The following is a 14,666-nucleotide window of genomic DNA, read 5'->3' on the forward strand; positions in this document are numbered from 1 at the left end:
AGGAGGAGGTGCCATGGTCCTGCTACGCCGGGTCATCGGCGACGCACTACGGGCGCGCCGGCAGGGGCAGCACCGCACGCTGCGCGAGGTGTCCACCGCCGCGAACGTCAGCCTGGGATACCTGTCCGAGATCGAGCGCGGTCAGAAGGAAGCGTCCAGCGAGCTGCTCGCCGCCATCTGCGACGCGCTCGGCGCCCGTCTCTCCGAGCTCCTCATCGAGGTCAGCGACACGCTGTCCCTCGCCGAGGACATGGACGGGGTGCTCGTGCCGGTCGACGACAACAAGAAGACCGTCACCAGCGACGGCAGTGTGTCGGTCAAGGTCCGTCAGGATTCGCCGCTCAAGGCGACTCTGCACGCCACTCGAAAGCAGCATCGCGACGTCGTGTACGCCGCCTGAGAGATCATTTGAATCGGGCCGGGTCCGCTCTTTATTGGAGCGGATCCGGCCCGTTTCCTATTTGTGCCCTGTGAGGTTGCTGTGGCTCCTCGGGGACGGCCCCTCGGGATCGACCCCGACCGGGGATAGCGCGTAGCCTCGAAGCCTGGGGGACACCCTGAGATCCCCCGGAGGTCACGTGACGTCGGTGGCGTCGAGCTGACACGATGGCATGACCACACCAGGTAACTCGCCATCGCGACAGCTCCTCGATCTGCGTCGGTGGCGGACCCGACTGAGCGACATTGAGGGGATACCGCGAGATGGCGAATCCGTTCGTCAAGGGCTGGCGATACATGATGGCGCTCTTCGGCGCGAAGATTGATGAATACGCCGACCCCAAGGTCCAGATCCAGCAGGCCATCGAGGACGCACAGCGCCAGCACCAGGCCCTCGTGCAGCAGGCTGCGGCGGTGATCGGCAACCAGCGTCAGCTGGAGATGAAGCTGTCCCGGCAGATGTCCGAGGTCGAGAAGCTGCAGGGCATGGCGCGGCAGGCGCTCGTCCTGGCCGACCGGGCCCGCGCCGGCGGCGACGAGTCCGAGGCCCAGAAGTACGAGTCCACCGCCCAGACGCTCGCGACCCAGCTGGTCTCGGGCGAGCAGTCGATGGAAGACCTCAAGACGCTGCACGACCAGGCGCTCTCGGCGGCGGGCCAGGCCCGCAAGGCCGTCGAGAACAACGCCATGGTGCTGCAGCAGCGCATCGCCGAGCGCTCGCGTCTGCTGAGCCAGCTCGAGCAGGCCAAAATGCAGGAGACCGTGGCCAAGTCGCTCGAGTCGATGTCGTCGCTGGCCGCGCCGGGCAACACCCCGTCGCTCGACGAGGTGCGCGACAAGATCGAGCGCCGCTACGCCGACGCGATGGGCCGCGCCGAGCTGGCCGGCAACTCGGTCGAGGGCCGCATGCTCGAGGTGCAGAAGTCCAGCCTCGACATGGCCGGTTCGTCCCGGCTCGAGCAGATCCGCGCCAGCATGGCGGGCGACAAGCTCGGCGCCGCTCCGGCGCAGCCCGCGGTCGAGCAGGCCGGTCCGTCGGCCGACCCGGCCAGCGTCGCCCGGCTCGACGAGATCCGGGCCAGCATGAATCAGAAGCGCGGCGACACGACCGCCGCCGGCTGAGTTAGATCCACGGGGAGGGCGACGGTGGACGAGCGGACCAGATACTTCCGGCGACTCAAGCGGCTGCGCGGTTCGGCGCGGCGGTGGAGCGTGCTGGGAGGCGGGCTGGCCGCGGCCACCGCCGTCCTCACTCCCTATGCGGGGATCGGCTGGGCCGACGCGATCTGGGCCGGTGCCGCCGGCTCGTCGATCGCGCTGGCCTGGTGGCGGCACAGCGACCATCGTGAGCTGGCCGCCACCCCGGCGCCGCCCCCGCCCCCGCCGGTGCTGCCCGGGGCCAAGCTGACCGCGGCCCTCGAGCGGTTCCCGGCCGGGCGCACGGTGATGAACGAGGTGCGCCGGCAGAAGAACCGCTACGCCCTGCGCGGCTCCGAGATCACCCAGGCGTGGGACAGGCTCGACCGGGCCTCGGCCACCCTGACCGCGCTGGCCGGCCGGCTGCACGGCCCCGGCGAGGGCGCCCTGCTCGAGGCGGCCGTGGCCGAGGAGTGGCTGCGCGATCTCGGCCAGCGGGTGGCCAGCGTCGAACGGGCCCTGCCGCTGACCCCGCCCGACCAGCGCGCGGCCCTGGTCGAGTCGCACGGGTCGCTGGCCACGCAGTTCACCGAGGGCGTCGACGCGTACGAGCGGCTGGTCGCGGCGGCCGCGAGTTACGTCGCCGAGGACGGCCACCCGGTCGCCGAGGGCGCGCATCCGGCCCTGGGCAGCCTCATCGACGCGACCGACCGGCTGCGCGGCTTCGCCGAGGGCCTGTCCGAGCTCAAGCGGACCCCCACCACGGTGTTCAAGCAGGCCGCGGCTGACAACGCGGGCACCAGTACGTGATCCGTTCGCCCTTCTCGTCCTTCTGGATCGCGCTTCCGCACCGCCGGCACGGCTTCGCGCGCCGCCCGTAGACATAGCTGGTCTCGCCGCGCCGCAGCGAGCCGGTCGTGGTCTGCGTCCAGCGCCCGCGGTTCGAGGCGACCAGCTTCTGCGCCAGCGTGACGGTCCCGGTCAGGTCGGCCACCTGCGACACCGGCGTCCACGGCCACAGTCCACGCAGGAACAGGGTCTCGGCCTTGTAGAGGTTGCCGACCCCGGCCAGGTTGCGCTGGTCGAGCAGGGCCTCGGCGATGGTCGTGTCAGGGTGCTCGGCGATCCGGCGTACGGCCTCGTCGGCATCCCAGTCGGCGCCCAGCAGGTCGGGCCCGAGATGCCCGACGTGCCGTTCCTCCTCGGCCGTCGGATAGAGCGCTAGCTCGTGCAGGTGATAGCCGACGGCGACCGACCGCTGGGTGCGCAGCACGACGCGGATCAGGTATGCCGGGCGGCCCGTCCAGCGTTCCCCCGGCGCGTACGCCCGCCAGGCGCCCTCCATGCGCAGGTGTGAGTGCAGCGTGAGCGGCGTCTGACCGTCGCGGGTCAGCCGCAGCAGCAGATGCTTGCCGCGGCTGGCCGACTCGGCGACCAGCCATCCGCTGAGGTCGGTGGTGGCGAGCTGCGGCACCCGGAAGTCGGAGCCGGTCAGCACGTCACCCTGCAGCGCCTTCTCGATCACGCGCGCGGTGTTCCAGACGGTATCGCCCTCGGGCATGGCCTAAGTGTTCCCGCTTTTCGGTCCGAGCAACGCGAGCAGGGCCGACTCGTCCTGATCATCGTTGCCCTCGGCCGCCTCGAGCTCGGTCTGCGGGATCGCCGCGGCCAGGGCGGCGGCCCGGATCGGGTCGGCCAGGTCGGGGTCGAGGCCGCGGCGGCCGGCGGCTCGGCGCACGGCCACCAACAGGCGCGCGGCCTCGGCGACCCGTCCGGTCAGGACCATCGCGTACGCCCCGGTGTGCAACCCGGCCAGCACGTTGCCGACGTCGTCCTCGGCGTCGAAAAGATCAAGAGCTTCCCGTACGACGGAGAGCGCCGCCCCGGGCTGGGCGGGCCTCGCGAGCAGCGCCCGGGCCAGCAGCAGCCCGCACATGGCGGCCGTCCAGCCCTGGCCGCGCGCGATCGCCTGCTCGCGGGCCGCGGCCAGCACCCGGCGGCCCTCGTCGAGCTCGCCCGCACCGGCCAGGGCGGCGCCGAGCGACATCTCGGCCGCGGGCCGGATCCACTCCTCGCCGAGCGTGGTCGACCGCGCGATGGAGCGACGGGCGGGCGCGATCGCCCGCTCGAAGTCGCCGCGGAACGACCAGTAGAGCGACTCGTAGTAGGCGGCCTGCGTGGCCAGGATCGCGCCGTCGTGGTCCGGTCCGTCGCCCAGCAGGTCGAGGCCTTCGTAGAGGTCGTCGGTCGCGCCCTGGTCGCCCGACATGTAGCGCAGCATCGAGGCGCCCAGGTGGGCCCGGGCCCGGTCGGTCGCCGGCGCGTCCGGGGCGGCGGCCAGCGCGGCGCGCAGCAGCGGCAGCCCCTCCGCGACCAGCCCGCCGCGGAACCAGAGCCACTCCAGCAGGCCGGCCGTGCGCAGCGCCGCGGCGGGGCGGACGCCGAGGTCGTGCACGATGCCGGCCCGCAGGTTGGCGAGCTCGCGGTTGAGCAGGCGGACGGAGTGGGCCGAGCGGTCGCCGCGCAGCAGGGGCGCGTGCCGCTCGACCAGCCGGCGCACCCAGGCCGCGTGCCGCTCCCGGCTGTCCTCCCGGTCGGGGTCGTGCTGCCGGCAGTACGCCCGGACGATCTCCAGCAGCCGGTAGCGGGCCGGCGTGACCGTCGTGTCGGCCACCACCACCGAGCGGGCCACCAGCGACGACAGGGCGTCCAGGTCGTCCTCGACGGCCGACAGCGGGAAGCCGCCCTCGAACGGCCACAGCCGCAGCAGCATCGCCCGGTCGTCCGCCCCGAGCAGGTCGACGCTCCAGGCCACGGCGGCCTCGAGCGTCTCGTGCGGAGCGAGCGCGCCGCGCGGCACCGGGCCCAGCGCCGGGAACCGGTCGTGCAGCATGTCCAGCAGCTCGGCCAGGCCCAGCACGCGAGCCCGGGCGGCCGCCAGCTCCAGGGCCAGCGGGATGCCGTCGAGGGCCGCGGCCAGGCGGGTCAGCGTCGCCGACTCCTCGGGGCCGGGGCGCCAGCCGGGGCGTACGGCGGTGATCCGGTCGGTCAGCAGCGCGATCGCGTCGGCCGCGGGCAGCGGCGCCACCGGGAGCAGCCGCTCGCCGTCGACCGCGAGCGGCTCCCGGCTCGTGGCCAGCACCCGCAGGCGGGGACAGCGGGCAAGCAGGCCGAGGGTCAGCTCCGCGGCCGCCGCCACGACGTGCTCGCAGTTGTCGAGCAGCAGCAGGCCGGGCCGATCGCCCAGCGCGGTGGCGATCGCGTCGGTCGTGGCGCCGCGCACCCCGGCGGCCGCGGCGACGGCCGCGGGCACCAGGGCCGGCTCGGTCACGTCGGCCAGGCGCACGAACCAGGGGTCACGCGCGGCCGCGTATTCGATGGCCAGCCGGGTCTTGCCCGCTCCACCCGGGCCGACCAGCGTGACCAGGCGCGCGGAAGCGAGCAGCTCGCTCAGGGCGGCCAGCTCGGCGGCGCGTCCGAAGAAATGCGAGAGCGGCCGTACGGCGGGAGCGGGCCGGGACGCCAGCAGCAGCCCCGGATCCTGGGCGAGCAGGCGGCCCTCGAGCTCCTGCAGCGCCGGGCCGGGATCGATGCCCAGGTCGTCGGCGAGCCGCTTACGCACGCGGCGCAGCGCGGCCAACGAGTCGGCCTGCCGGCCACCGCGATAGAGCGCGAGGATGAGCAGCTCCCAGCGGCGCTCGCGATAGGGCTGAGCGGTGACGGCCGCCTCCAGGTCGCCGGTCACGCCGGGTGCGTCGCCCGCGGTCAGACGCGCGGCCAGGCGCTCCTCCTCGGCCACGGCGCGCAGCTCCTCGAGCGCCGGGCGGGCGTAGGTGTGCGGCAGGTCGGCGTAGGCGTCACCCCGCCAGCGGGCCAGGGCCGAGTCGAACAGGCGCAACGCCTCGCCCGGGCGCTCGTCGGCCAGCAGCTCGCGACCGCGCCGCACATCGGCCGCGAACCGGGCCGCGTCGGTGTCGTCGACGGCGAGCCGATAACCCTCGCCGGCCCGGGCCAGGGCCGGGCGGCCCAGCGTGCGACGCAGCCGGGAGACGTTCGCCTGCAGGGAGGACGTCGGGCTGGCGGGCGCCTCGTCACCCCAGATCGCCTCGGCCAGCGTGGGCTCCGCGACCGGCCGGCCCTCGGCGGCGAGCAACGCGGTGACGAGCCGCCGCGGCAGCGGACCGCCGAGGTCGGCGACCACGCCGTCCACCTCGATCTCGGTGGACCCGAGCACCTTGCCGATCAGCACGGGTCAGAGCATAGGAGTGCAGGCCGCTTGCAGGCAGTCTGCAAGTAGACGTTGCGACCGTTGACGCATGACTTCGGCTGCCACCATCGAACGCACCGACACCTGGGACATGGTCGTCGTCCACCGGGTGTTCCGGCGCGAGTTCCGCATTCTGCCCGCCCTGGTGCGCGCGGTCGCGCCCGGCGACACGACCCGCGCCGAGGTGCTCGGCGCCCACCTGGCCAACCTCGCGCTCGGGCTGCACCACCATCACAGTGCCGAGGACGACCTGGTCTGGCCGCTCCTGCTGCGGCGCGCGCAGCTGCACGCCGCGCTGATCCACCGCATGGAGGCGCAGCACCACCGCCTGCACGAGCCGCTCGAAAAGATCACCGAGATCCTGCCGCGGTGGCGGGACAGCGCGCTCGCCGCCGACCGGGACGGGCTGGCCGACGTGATCGCGCAGGCGGCGGTCGCCCTCGACGAGCACCTGGCCGACGAGGAGCGCGAGATCCTGCCGCTGATCGAGGAGCACCTCACCCCGGCCGAGTGGAAGGCGGTCGGTGACCGGGGCAAGGAGGTGCTGCCCAAGGGCAAGATGGCGCTCGTCTTTCTGGGCTCGCTCCTCGAGGAGGCCTCGCCGGCGGAACGGCGCCGCTTCCTCGGCGAACTGCCCTGGCCCGTACGGCTGCTGTGGCGGCTCGCCGGGGAACGGACCTACGCCGCGTCGCGCGACCGGATCCGCGCCTACTGACGGGTGGCGATCTTGACGACGTCGCCCGGGGTGACCGACAGCACGACGACGGCGCGGCCGTTGTTGACGGCGATCGCCACGTGACCCGCCGAGTCGGTGAAGACGAGCAGGTCGCCCTGGTCGACGTCGGCGAACGTGCTGCCCAGACGGGCGCTGACCGTGCCGTTGAGCACCAGGTCGTTGCCCAGGCCGCGCAGCATGTCGCCGCCGGCGGCCAGCTGGACGTTGCCGAACCGGTCGACGGTCAGCACCTCGGCCTCGATCCAGCCGTCGCCGGACGTGACGATCGGGTCGGGCAGGCGTACGAGGGAAGCTTTGTCGATCTCGGGGCCGGCCTCGGCGGGCTTGCTCCCGAGGGCGAGCCGGGCCGCCGCCGGGGCGAAGACGTCACGCCCGTGGAAAGTGCTGGAGACGGGGACGTCACCGCGGATCTCGTGGGCCGCGTCGATGCCCCCCAGCGCCTCGGCGGCCCAGATCAGCAGGCCGTTGTCGGGGCCGACGAGCAGGCCGCCCGGCGTGGTGAGCACGACGCCCCGGCGGGAGGTGCCCACGCCGGGATCGACCACGGCGACATGCACGCTCGGCGGCAGATGCGGCGCCGTCTGCGCCAGCACGGCCGCGCCGCGGGCCACATCGGCCGGGGGCACGTGGTGCGTGACGTCGATGACGCGCACATCAGGCGCGATGCGGGCGATCGACCCGTGGCACGCCGCGACGAAGCCGTCGAACGTTCCGTAGTCGGTGGTGAGGCTGATCCATGCATACCCGGCCATGGTGGGAAACGTTACTGCCTTGCTACGGATCGTGTGTGGCAGGTTCCACAGGGCGCGCCGGGGGTGATCTGGCAGGGTTGGGTCATGCGTCTCGTGATCTTCACCGAGCCCCAGCAGGGGGCAAGCCACGACGATCTGCGCAAGGTCGCGCAGACCGCCGAGGCCAGCGGCTACGACGGGTTCTTCCGCTCCGACCACTACCTCACGATGGGCGGCGACGGGCTGCCCGGGCCCAGCGACGCGTGGCTGACCCTGGCCGCGCTGGCGGTGCAGACCTCCCGCATCCGGCTCGGCACGCTCGTCACCTCGGCCACCTTCCGGCTGCCGGGCCCGCTGGCCATCGCGGTCGCCCAGGCCGACCAGATCAGCGGCGGCCGCATCGAGTTCGGGCTCGGCGGCGGGTGGTTCGAGGCCGAGCACACCGCGTACGGCATCCCGTTCCCGCCGGTCGGCGAGCGCTTCGACCGGCTCGAGGAGCAGCTCGAGATCATCACCGGGCTGTGGTCGACGCCGCTCGGCCGCACGTACGACTTCCAGGGCAAGCACTACCAGCTCAACGACTCGCCGGCCCTGCCCAAGCCGGCCCAGGCGCCGCGCCCGCCGGTGATCGTCGGCGGCCACGGCAAGAAGCGGACCCCGGCGCTGGCCGCCCGCTTCGCCGACGAGTTCAACGTCCCGTTCTCCAAGGTCGCCGACATCGCGCCGATGTACGAGCGGGTGCGCGCGGCCTCGACGGCCATCGGGCGGACGACGCCGCCCGCGTTCTCGGCCGCGGCGGTGCTCTGCGTGGGCCGCGACGACGCCGAGGTCAAGCGGCGGGCCGCGGCGATCGGTCGCGAGGTCGACGAGATGCGCGAGAACGGGGGCGTGGTCGGCACGCCCGACCAGGCCGCCGAGATCATTCGGGCTTATGCCTCGGCGGGCGCCTCGCGCATGTTCCTGCAGGTGCTCGACCTGGGCGACCTCGACCACATCGAGCTGGTCGCCTCCGCGGTGGCGCCGCAGCTCTGACCTCTTCCTCCTCAGAATCTCGCGCGGTTGCGGCCGGCCCAGGCGCGGAACGGGGCCGGCCGGCGACCGAGAACCTGTTCGGCTTCGCCGGTGACGATCGCGTTGTGGCCGTCGCGGACGAAACGGGCGCCGTCCGCGAAGACGCCGACCCCCTCCGGTGGCGTGTCGTTCGCGGTGGCCTCCACCCCGAGAATCTCGCCGAGCACCGCCACCTGCTCGGGCACTGTGATCAGCTCGGGCCCGGTCAGCGTGTAGGTCCGTCCATGATGGTCGTCGCCGGTCAGCGCCTCGGCGGCGACCTCGGCGATGTCGGCCGGATCGATCACACCCTGCTTGCCGTCACCCCAGAAGTTCGCGACCGGCCGACCCGCCTTGATGCCGGGCACCCAGGCCAGCGAGTTCGACGCGAACGTGGTCGGCCGCAGGATCGTCCACCGCAGCCCGCTCGTCCGGACCGCCTCCTCGCCGGGCTGATGCCAGCCGCCCAGCCGGTCGTCGTCGGTCCCGATGGCCGACAGCTTGACCACCCGGCCGATCCCCGCGTCGAGGGCGGCCCGCAGATTGCGCCGGTCGTGCTCCGGAATCTCCGGCCCCGGCGGCGCGACCAGATAGATCGCGTCGGCCGGAACGATCCCGGTCGTGACGGTCAAGCCCTTCCTCGGCGCGACGCGGGCCGGATCGCGGGTGACCGCGGTGACGGTGTGATGGCGGGCGAGCAGCGTCTCGACCAGGGCGGAGCCGGTGGTGCCGGTGGCACCGAGAACGAGAATCATGCCGCCCACCGTGCCGCGTACTTGGGCCCGGCGTATTGGAAGTTTCGGCACTCCCCGGCCGCACGCCGGCGGGCTAGCGTGGACCCGTGCTAGCCGACCCCGAGGTGATCGCCAGCCTGACCGAGGGCACGACGGCGGTCCAGCTCCCCGACCCCGCCACGGCGCTCGCGTTCCGCACCACGACAACCGGCCAAAGCGACCTGTACGTGGTGGGGCCGCGCACCCGGGGCCGCTACCACCCGGTCAAGGGCGTCCCCGTCTGCGTACGGCTGCGCCTGCGCCCCGGCGTGGCCCGAGCCGTGCTAGGCGTGCCGGTTCACGCCCTGGTCGACAAGACGCTGCCCCTGACCGACCTCTGGGGGCCGGCCGCCGCCGAACTGACCGAGTCGCTCTTCGCGGCGGGCGACGACACCCCACAGGTGCTCACCCTGATGCAGGCCGCCGTCGCGGGCCGCATCCGCGGATCGGCCCCTGCCCGGGGCTTCAGCACTCTGCCGATCATCGACCGGACTTCGGCAATGAGCGCAGGCGGTCTGCTGGTGGCGGCCGTGCGGGCGATGTCCACTGTGCCCCGCCTGACCGACGTGGCCGCCGGCCTGGGTGTCAGCGAACGCCACCTCCGCAACCTTTTCGCCCGCGAAACCGGCCTCTCACCCAAGCACTACGCCCGCATCACCCGCGTGCGCCGCGTTCTCGACCAGGCCGACGCCACCCATACATGGGCCGCCGTGGCCGACGACGCCGGCTTCTTCGATCAGGCCCACATGATCAGCGACTTCCGCTCGTTCATGGGCGTGACCCCCGCCGCCTACGCAGCCGGCCGTCTCCCGCCCACGACACCCTGCGCCGACCTGAGCCGCGTGCCGGATTCCACACACTCGTAGGGAGTCAGCCCCGCAGGCGCAACCCCCTCGGCGTGGCGCGGAAGCCGGCCGCGGTCAGCGCGTCGCGCAGCGGGGAGGAGTGGACCGACTCGCCGTCGGCGCGCTCGACCGACATGGCGCCCAGCGCGCCCGACCGCACCGCGGCGGCCAGGGCCTGGCCGGCCGCGATCAGGGCCTCGGGATCGTCCACGAAGGACAGCAGGGTGCGGCCGCCGCGTTCGACGTAGAGGACGACCTCGCCGGAGACCAGCACGACCAGGGCGCCCGCCTTGCGGCCCGCGCGATGGCCCGCCTTGGCGACCGGCTCGCCGTCGCCGCTGTCGATGATGCGCTCGGGCCAGGGCAGCGCCGCGCCGTAAGGGTTGGCGGGGTCGGTCGACGCCAGCACCACGGCCGTGGCCCCGGTGCGCTTGGCCAGCTCGGCCGGCTCGGCCAAGGCCCGCAGGCGATCGACCGCGCCGGGCACGGCGAACTGCGCCGCCCCCAGGCCCTCGACGAAATAGCCCCGGCGGGCCGCGCCCCGCTCTTCCAGCGCGCCGAGCACCGGATAGACCCCGGCGAAGCCGCCGACCGGGCCCTCCGACATGACCGCGCCCCGGGTGACCACGCCGTGCCGTTCGAGCAGCAGGTCGGCCAGGGCGGCGGCGCGACGGGTGGGGTCGAGGTCGCGGTCGGGCAGGCGGGACCAGCGACCGGCCATCATGAGCGGACCGCTGCGGGCCGGCATCACCGGGCGGCCGGGGCGGCGATATCTCGTACGGGCGGGGGCTGCTTTTGACTTGTGGGCGCCGCTGCCGCCGAGCAGGGCCCGCAGCGGGGCGAGCGTGTCGTTCGTGAGGTGACCGGCCCAGACCAGATCCCACACGACGGCGGCCAGGGCGGTGTCGTCGGTGGCGCCGACCCGGTCGGAGAGCGAGCGGAAGAACAGCGCCTGCCCGTCGCCGAGCGCGTCGAGCACTGACTGGTGCAGCGGTGTCGCCGCGAACTCGTCGTCGGGCGGCGGCAGCAGCAGGGGAGCGGCGTCGGCGTAGGCCAGCGTGATCCACCCGTCGTTGTTGCCGATCGACCCGGAACCGGCCCAGAGCACGTCACCGCCGCTGCTCATCTCGTCGAGCATGGGCGGCGCGTAGTCGGCCACGCGCGCCGGCAGCACCAGCCGCTCCCAGGCCGAGGCGGGCACGGCGATGCCCTGCAGCTGCTCGATCGAGGCGGCCAGCGCGTCGATCCCGCGGGCGTTGCCGCCGATCTGGTGCCAGCGCGGCAAGAAGGCGGCCAGCACGCGCGGCGGCACCGGCTCGATCTCGCGGCGCAGGGCGGCCAGCGACCGGCGCCGCAGCATGCGCAGCACCTCGGCGTCGCACCACTCGTTGCCCGCGCCGCCGGGGGAGAACTCGCCCTGCGCCACCCGGCCGGTCGCCGAGAGCCGCTTGAGGGCCTGCTCGACCACGAAGACGCCGAGCCCGAACCGGGCCGCGCAGGTGGTCGCGGCGAACGGGCCGTGCGTGCGCGCGTAACGAGCCACCAGATCGCCGAGGGGGTCGGCGACCGACGACAGATAGGCCTCGGGCAGGCCGACCGGCAGGGCCACGCCGAGCGCGTCACGATAACGGCCGGCGTCGTCGATGCCGATCCAGCGCTCCTCGCCGGCCACCCGGATGCGGATCGCCCGGCGATTCTGCTCCAAGGTGGACAGCCAGGACTCCTCGACGCCGCGCACGGCCAGCTCGGTCGGGGAGAGGTCACCCAGCAGCCGGAGCAGCTCGGCCGCGTCTTCGGCGTCGCGCGGCTGGCGTTGCGTGGTCAGCCACTGCAGCTGCGCCTCGGTCTCGCCGACCACCTCGGGGTCGAGCAGCTCGCGCAGGTCGACCCGGCCCAGCAGCTCGCCGAGCAGGGTGGAGTCGAGGGCCAGGGCGGCCGCGCGCCGCTCGGCGAGCGGGGCGTCGCCCTCGTAGAGGAAGGCCCCGACATAGCCGAACAGCAGGGACCGGGCGAACGGCGAGGGCCGCGGGGTCTCGACCTCGACCAGGCGCACCTTGCGGCCGGCCAGCTCGCGCATCAGGCCGGTCAGGCCGGGCAGGTCGAACACGTCCTGCAGGCATTCGCGGGCGGCCTCGAGCGTGACCGGGAAATCGGCGAACTCGCGGGCCACGTCGAGCAGCTGGGCCGAGCGCTGCCGCTGCTGCCAGAGCGGCTGGCGGCGGCGCGGGTCGCGGCGGGGCAGCAGCAGCGACCGGGCCGCGCACTCGCGGAACCGGGAGGCGAACAGCGCCGACGTGCCCACCGACTCCTCGACCAGCTGCGTGATCTCCTCGGGGTCGAACGCGACCAGGTCGGCGCCGGGCGGTTCCTCGGCCGTGTCGGGCAGGCGCACCACGATGCCGTCGTCGGAGGGCATGACCTGGCCGTCCACGCCGTAGCGCTCCGAGAGCCGGCGCGCGATGGCCAGCGCCCAGGGCGCGTTGACCTTGGCTCCGAGCACACAGTGGACGGTCATGCGCCAGTCGCCCAGCTCGTCGCGGAAGCGCTCGACCACCACAGTACGGTCGTCGGGCAGGTTGCGGGTCGCCTCGCGCTGCTCGCGCAGATAGGCCACCAGGTTGCCCGCGGCCCACTCGTCGAGCCCGGACTCGCGCAGCGTGGCAGTCGCCTTCTCGTCATCGGCCCGGGTCAGCGCGCGCAGCTGGGCGCCGATCGCGCGGCCCAGCTCGATCGGCCGGCCGGGGGAGTCACCCTTCCAGAACGGCATGCGGGCCGGGGCGCCGGGCGCGGGAGAGACCAGCACCCGGTCGGGCGTGATGTCCTCGATGCGCCACGACGTCGAGCCGAGCAGGAACACGTCGCCCACCCGGGACTCGTAGACCATCTCCTCGTCGAGCTCGCCGACCCGGGACGCGCGCTCGGAACCGGCCAGGAAGACGCCGAACATGCCCCGGTCGGGAATCGTGCCGCCGCTGGTGACGGCGAGCCGCTGGGCGCCGGGCCGGCCGGTCAGCTCGTCGGTGCCGCGATCCCACACCAGGCGGGGGCGCAGCTCGGCGAAGGCCGTCGACGGATAGCGCCCGGAGAGCATGTCGAGCACCGCGTGCAGCGCCGACTCGGGCAGCTCGGCGAACGGCGCGGCCCGGCGCACCAGTGCGGCCATCTCGTCGACCTGCCACGCGTCGAGCGAGACCATCGCCACGATCTGCTGGGCCAGCACGTCGAGCGGGTTGCGCGGATAACGCAGCTCCTCGATCGCGCCGGCGCTCATCCGGTCGGCCACCACGGCGCACGAGACGAGGTCGCCCCGATGCTTGGGGAAGACCACCCCCCGCGAGACCGCGCCGACCTGGTGACCGGCCCGGCCGATGCGCTGCAGCCCGGCCGCGACCGACGGCGGCGCCTCGATCTGCACCACGAGGTCGACCGCGCCCATGTCGATGCCGAGCTCGAGGCTGGAGGTGGCGACCACGGCGGGCAGGAGGCCGGATTTCAGCGCCTCCTCGATCTGTTTGCGCTCCTCGCGCGAGACGCTGCCGTGGTGGGCCCGGGCGACCACCGGGGGCGCGCCGCCCGACTGGCCGGCCTGGGCCATGACCTGGGCCGGGGGCTTCGCCGGCTCGGTCAGCTCGACCCCGGCGCGCTCGGCGGCCAGCTCGTTGATGCGCGCGCAGAGCCGCTCGGCGCCGCGACGGGAGTTGGTGAAGACGATCGTCGAGCGGTGGCCCTGGATGAGATCGAGCACCCTCTCCTCGACGGCGGGCCAGATCGACGGCGAGTTGCGGCCCGCGCCCGGATCGTCGGGGTCGACCTCGGGCGCCTCGTCGAGGCGGGTCATGTCTTCGACCGGGACCTCGACCGAGACCTCGATCGTCTTGGCGCTGGGCGGCTGGACGATCTCGACGTCGTGCGCCCCGCCGAGGAACCGGGCCGTCTCGTCGATCGGCCGCACGGTGGCGGACAGGCCGATGCGCTGGGCCGGGCGGCCGAGCAGCGCGTCGAGCCGCTCGAGGGAGAGCGCCAGATGCGCGCCGCGCTTGGTCGCCGCGACCGCGTGCACCTCGTCGACGATCACCGTCTCGACCCCGCGCAGCGAATCGCGCGCGGCCGACGTGAGCAGCAGGAACAGCGACTCGGGGGTGGTGATCAGGATGTCGGGCGGGGTGCGGGCGAAAAGTCGCCTCTCGTCGGCCGGAGTGTCCCCCGTACGCATGGAGACCGTGATGTCGGGCGGGGCGAGCCCGAGCCGCCCGGCCGCCTGGCGGATGCCCGTGAGCGGGGCCCGCAGGTTGCGCTCGACGTCGACCGCCAGCGCCTTGAGCGGGCTCACGTAGAGCACCCGGCAGCGGCGCTTCGGATCCTCGGGCATGGGCTCGCGGGCCAGCCGGTCGAGCGACCAGAGGAACGAGGCCAGCGTTTTGCCGGAGCCGGTGGGCGCGACGACGAGGGCGTTGCGCCCCGCGCCGACCGCCCGCCAGGCGCCCGCCTGCGCCGCGGTGGGCGCGGCGAACGCTGCCGTGAACCACTCGCGGGTGGCGGGGCCGAACTGCTCCAGGACTTCTTGCATGAACCCATGCTCCCTCGGGGGTACGACAAAAACAGAACCGCCGCGAAATGGTCATCCGGGCATGGGCGGGACGTCCGGGCAGCGAAATTTCCTGACCTCGCGCACCATGGTGCGATCGAGTG

The 14,666-nt window shown here is 73.7% G+C and carries 10 protein-coding genes and 2 pseudogenes; 7 read left to right on the plus strand and 5 right to left on the minus strand.

Features of this window, described 5'->3' with window-relative positions:
- Positions 1-13: 13 nt before the first annotated feature.
- From JKJ07_RS04870 to pspM, 4 genes and pseudogenes are all read left to right on the plus strand, one after another.
- A pseudogene (locus JKJ07_RS04870) lies at positions 14-278 on the plus strand (helix-turn-helix domain-containing protein); the annotation flags it as partial.
- Positions 279-292: 14 nt separating this feature from the next.
- Positions 293-400, plus strand: a pseudogene (locus JKJ07_RS52415) (helix-turn-helix domain-containing protein); the annotation flags it as partial.
- Positions 401-702: 302 nt separating this feature from the next.
- Positions 703-1,560, plus strand: coding sequence for a PspA/IM30 family protein (locus JKJ07_RS04875; RefSeq protein WP_202990036.1), 858 nt, complete (start codon positions 703-705; stop codon positions 1,558-1,560).
- Positions 1,561-1,584: 24 nt separating this feature from the next.
- The gene (pspM, locus tag JKJ07_RS04880; RefSeq protein ID WP_202990037.1) at positions 1,585-2,385 is read left to right on the plus strand and encodes a phage shock envelope stress response protein PspM; all 801 of its coding nucleotides are present in this window, start codon (positions 1,585-1,587) and stop codon (positions 2,383-2,385) included.
- Here pspM and JKJ07_RS04885 read toward each other — a convergent pair.
- Complete coding sequence (locus JKJ07_RS04885; RefSeq protein WP_202990038.1) at positions 2,345-3,136, minus strand: DNA-formamidopyrimidine glycosylase family protein; 792 nt, start codon at positions 3,134-3,136, stop codon at positions 2,345-2,347. The genes pspM and JKJ07_RS04885 overlap by 41 nt on opposite strands.
- Positions 3,137-3,139: 3 nt before the next feature.
- Entirely contained in the window at positions 3,140-5,824 is a 2,685-nt protein-coding gene (locus JKJ07_RS04890) for an AfsR/SARP family transcriptional regulator (protein WP_202990039.1), read from the minus strand.
- A 67-nt stretch (positions 5,825-5,891) separates the two neighbouring features.
- Here JKJ07_RS04890 and JKJ07_RS04895 point away from each other — a divergent pair, with 67 nt between their 5' ends.
- Positions 5,892-6,557 carry a hemerythrin domain-containing protein gene (locus JKJ07_RS04895; protein ID WP_202990040.1) on the plus strand — a complete coding sequence of 222 codons (666 nt, stop codon included), beginning with the start codon at positions 5,892-5,894 and terminating at the stop codon, positions 6,555-6,557.
- Here the strand turns inward: JKJ07_RS04895 and JKJ07_RS04900 are convergent.
- Positions 6,551-7,330, minus strand: a complete 780-nt coding sequence (locus tag JKJ07_RS04900; protein ID WP_202990041.1) for an SAM hydrolase/SAM-dependent halogenase family protein — start codon at positions 7,328-7,330, stop codon at positions 6,551-6,553. The two genes, JKJ07_RS04895 and JKJ07_RS04900, sit on opposite strands and share 7 nt — an antisense overlap.
- A gap of 84 nt (positions 7,331-7,414) precedes the next feature.
- On the opposite strand from JKJ07_RS04900, the gene JKJ07_RS04905 reads away from it, so the two are divergent.
- Complete coding sequence (locus JKJ07_RS04905) at positions 7,415-8,341, plus strand: LLM class F420-dependent oxidoreductase (protein WP_202990042.1); 927 nt, start codon at positions 7,415-7,417, stop codon at positions 8,339-8,341.
- A gap of 11 nt (positions 8,342-8,352) precedes the next feature.
- On the opposite strand, the gene JKJ07_RS04910 is transcribed toward JKJ07_RS04905, so the two are convergent.
- On the minus strand, positions 8,353-9,114 hold the full coding sequence (locus JKJ07_RS04910) for an NAD(P)H-binding protein (RefSeq protein WP_202990043.1): 762 nt from the start codon (positions 9,112-9,114) through the stop codon (positions 8,353-8,355).
- 86 nt (positions 9,115-9,200) lie between these two features.
- On the opposite strand from JKJ07_RS04910, the gene JKJ07_RS51590 reads away from it, so the two are divergent.
- Positions 9,201-9,998 carry a helix-turn-helix domain-containing protein gene (locus JKJ07_RS51590; protein WP_202990044.1) on the plus strand — a complete coding sequence of 266 codons (798 nt, stop codon included), beginning with the start codon at positions 9,201-9,203 and terminating at the stop codon, positions 9,996-9,998.
- Positions 9,999-10,002: 4 nt separating this feature from the next.
- Here JKJ07_RS51590 and JKJ07_RS04920 read toward each other — a convergent pair whose 3' ends face one another.
- The gene (locus JKJ07_RS04920) at positions 10,003-14,544 is read right to left on the minus strand and encodes an ATP-dependent helicase (protein ID WP_202990045.1); all 4,542 of its coding nucleotides are present in this window, start codon (positions 14,542-14,544) and stop codon (positions 10,003-10,005) included.
- Positions 14,545-14,666 lie beyond the last annotated feature (122 nt).

The organism is Paractinoplanes lichenicola (assembly GCF_016785085.1).
Taxonomy (GTDB): domain Bacteria; phylum Actinomycetota; class Actinomycetes; order Mycobacteriales; family Micromonosporaceae; genus Actinoplanes; species Actinoplanes lichenicola.

Excerpts from the sequence above, each read along its gene's own strand:
- JKJ07_RS04895 (WP_202990040.1), top strand. The coding sequence starts at position 5,892 with ATGACTTCGGCTGCCACCATCGAACGCACCGACACCTGGGACATGGTC.
- JKJ07_RS04900 (WP_202990041.1), bottom strand. The coding sequence starts at position 7,330 with ATGGCCGGGTATGCATGGATCAGCCTCACCACCGACTACGGAACGTTC.
- JKJ07_RS04875 (WP_202990036.1), top strand. The coding sequence starts at position 703 with ATGGCGAATCCGTTCGTCAAGGGCTGGCGATACATGATGGCGCTCTTC.
- JKJ07_RS04885 (WP_202990038.1), bottom strand. The coding sequence starts at position 3,136 with ATGCCCGAGGGCGATACCGTCTGGAACACCGCGCGCGTGATCGAGAAG.
- JKJ07_RS04920 (WP_202990045.1), bottom strand. The coding sequence starts at position 14,544 with ATGCAAGAAGTCCTGGAGCAGTTCGGCCCCGCCACCCGCGAGTGGTTC.
- JKJ07_RS04910 (WP_202990043.1), bottom strand. The coding sequence starts at position 9,114 with ATGATTCTCGTTCTCGGTGCCACCGGCACCACCGGCTCCGCCCTGGTC.
- JKJ07_RS04905 (WP_202990042.1), top strand. The coding sequence starts at position 7,415 with ATGCGTCTCGTGATCTTCACCGAGCCCCAGCAGGGGGCAAGCCACGAC.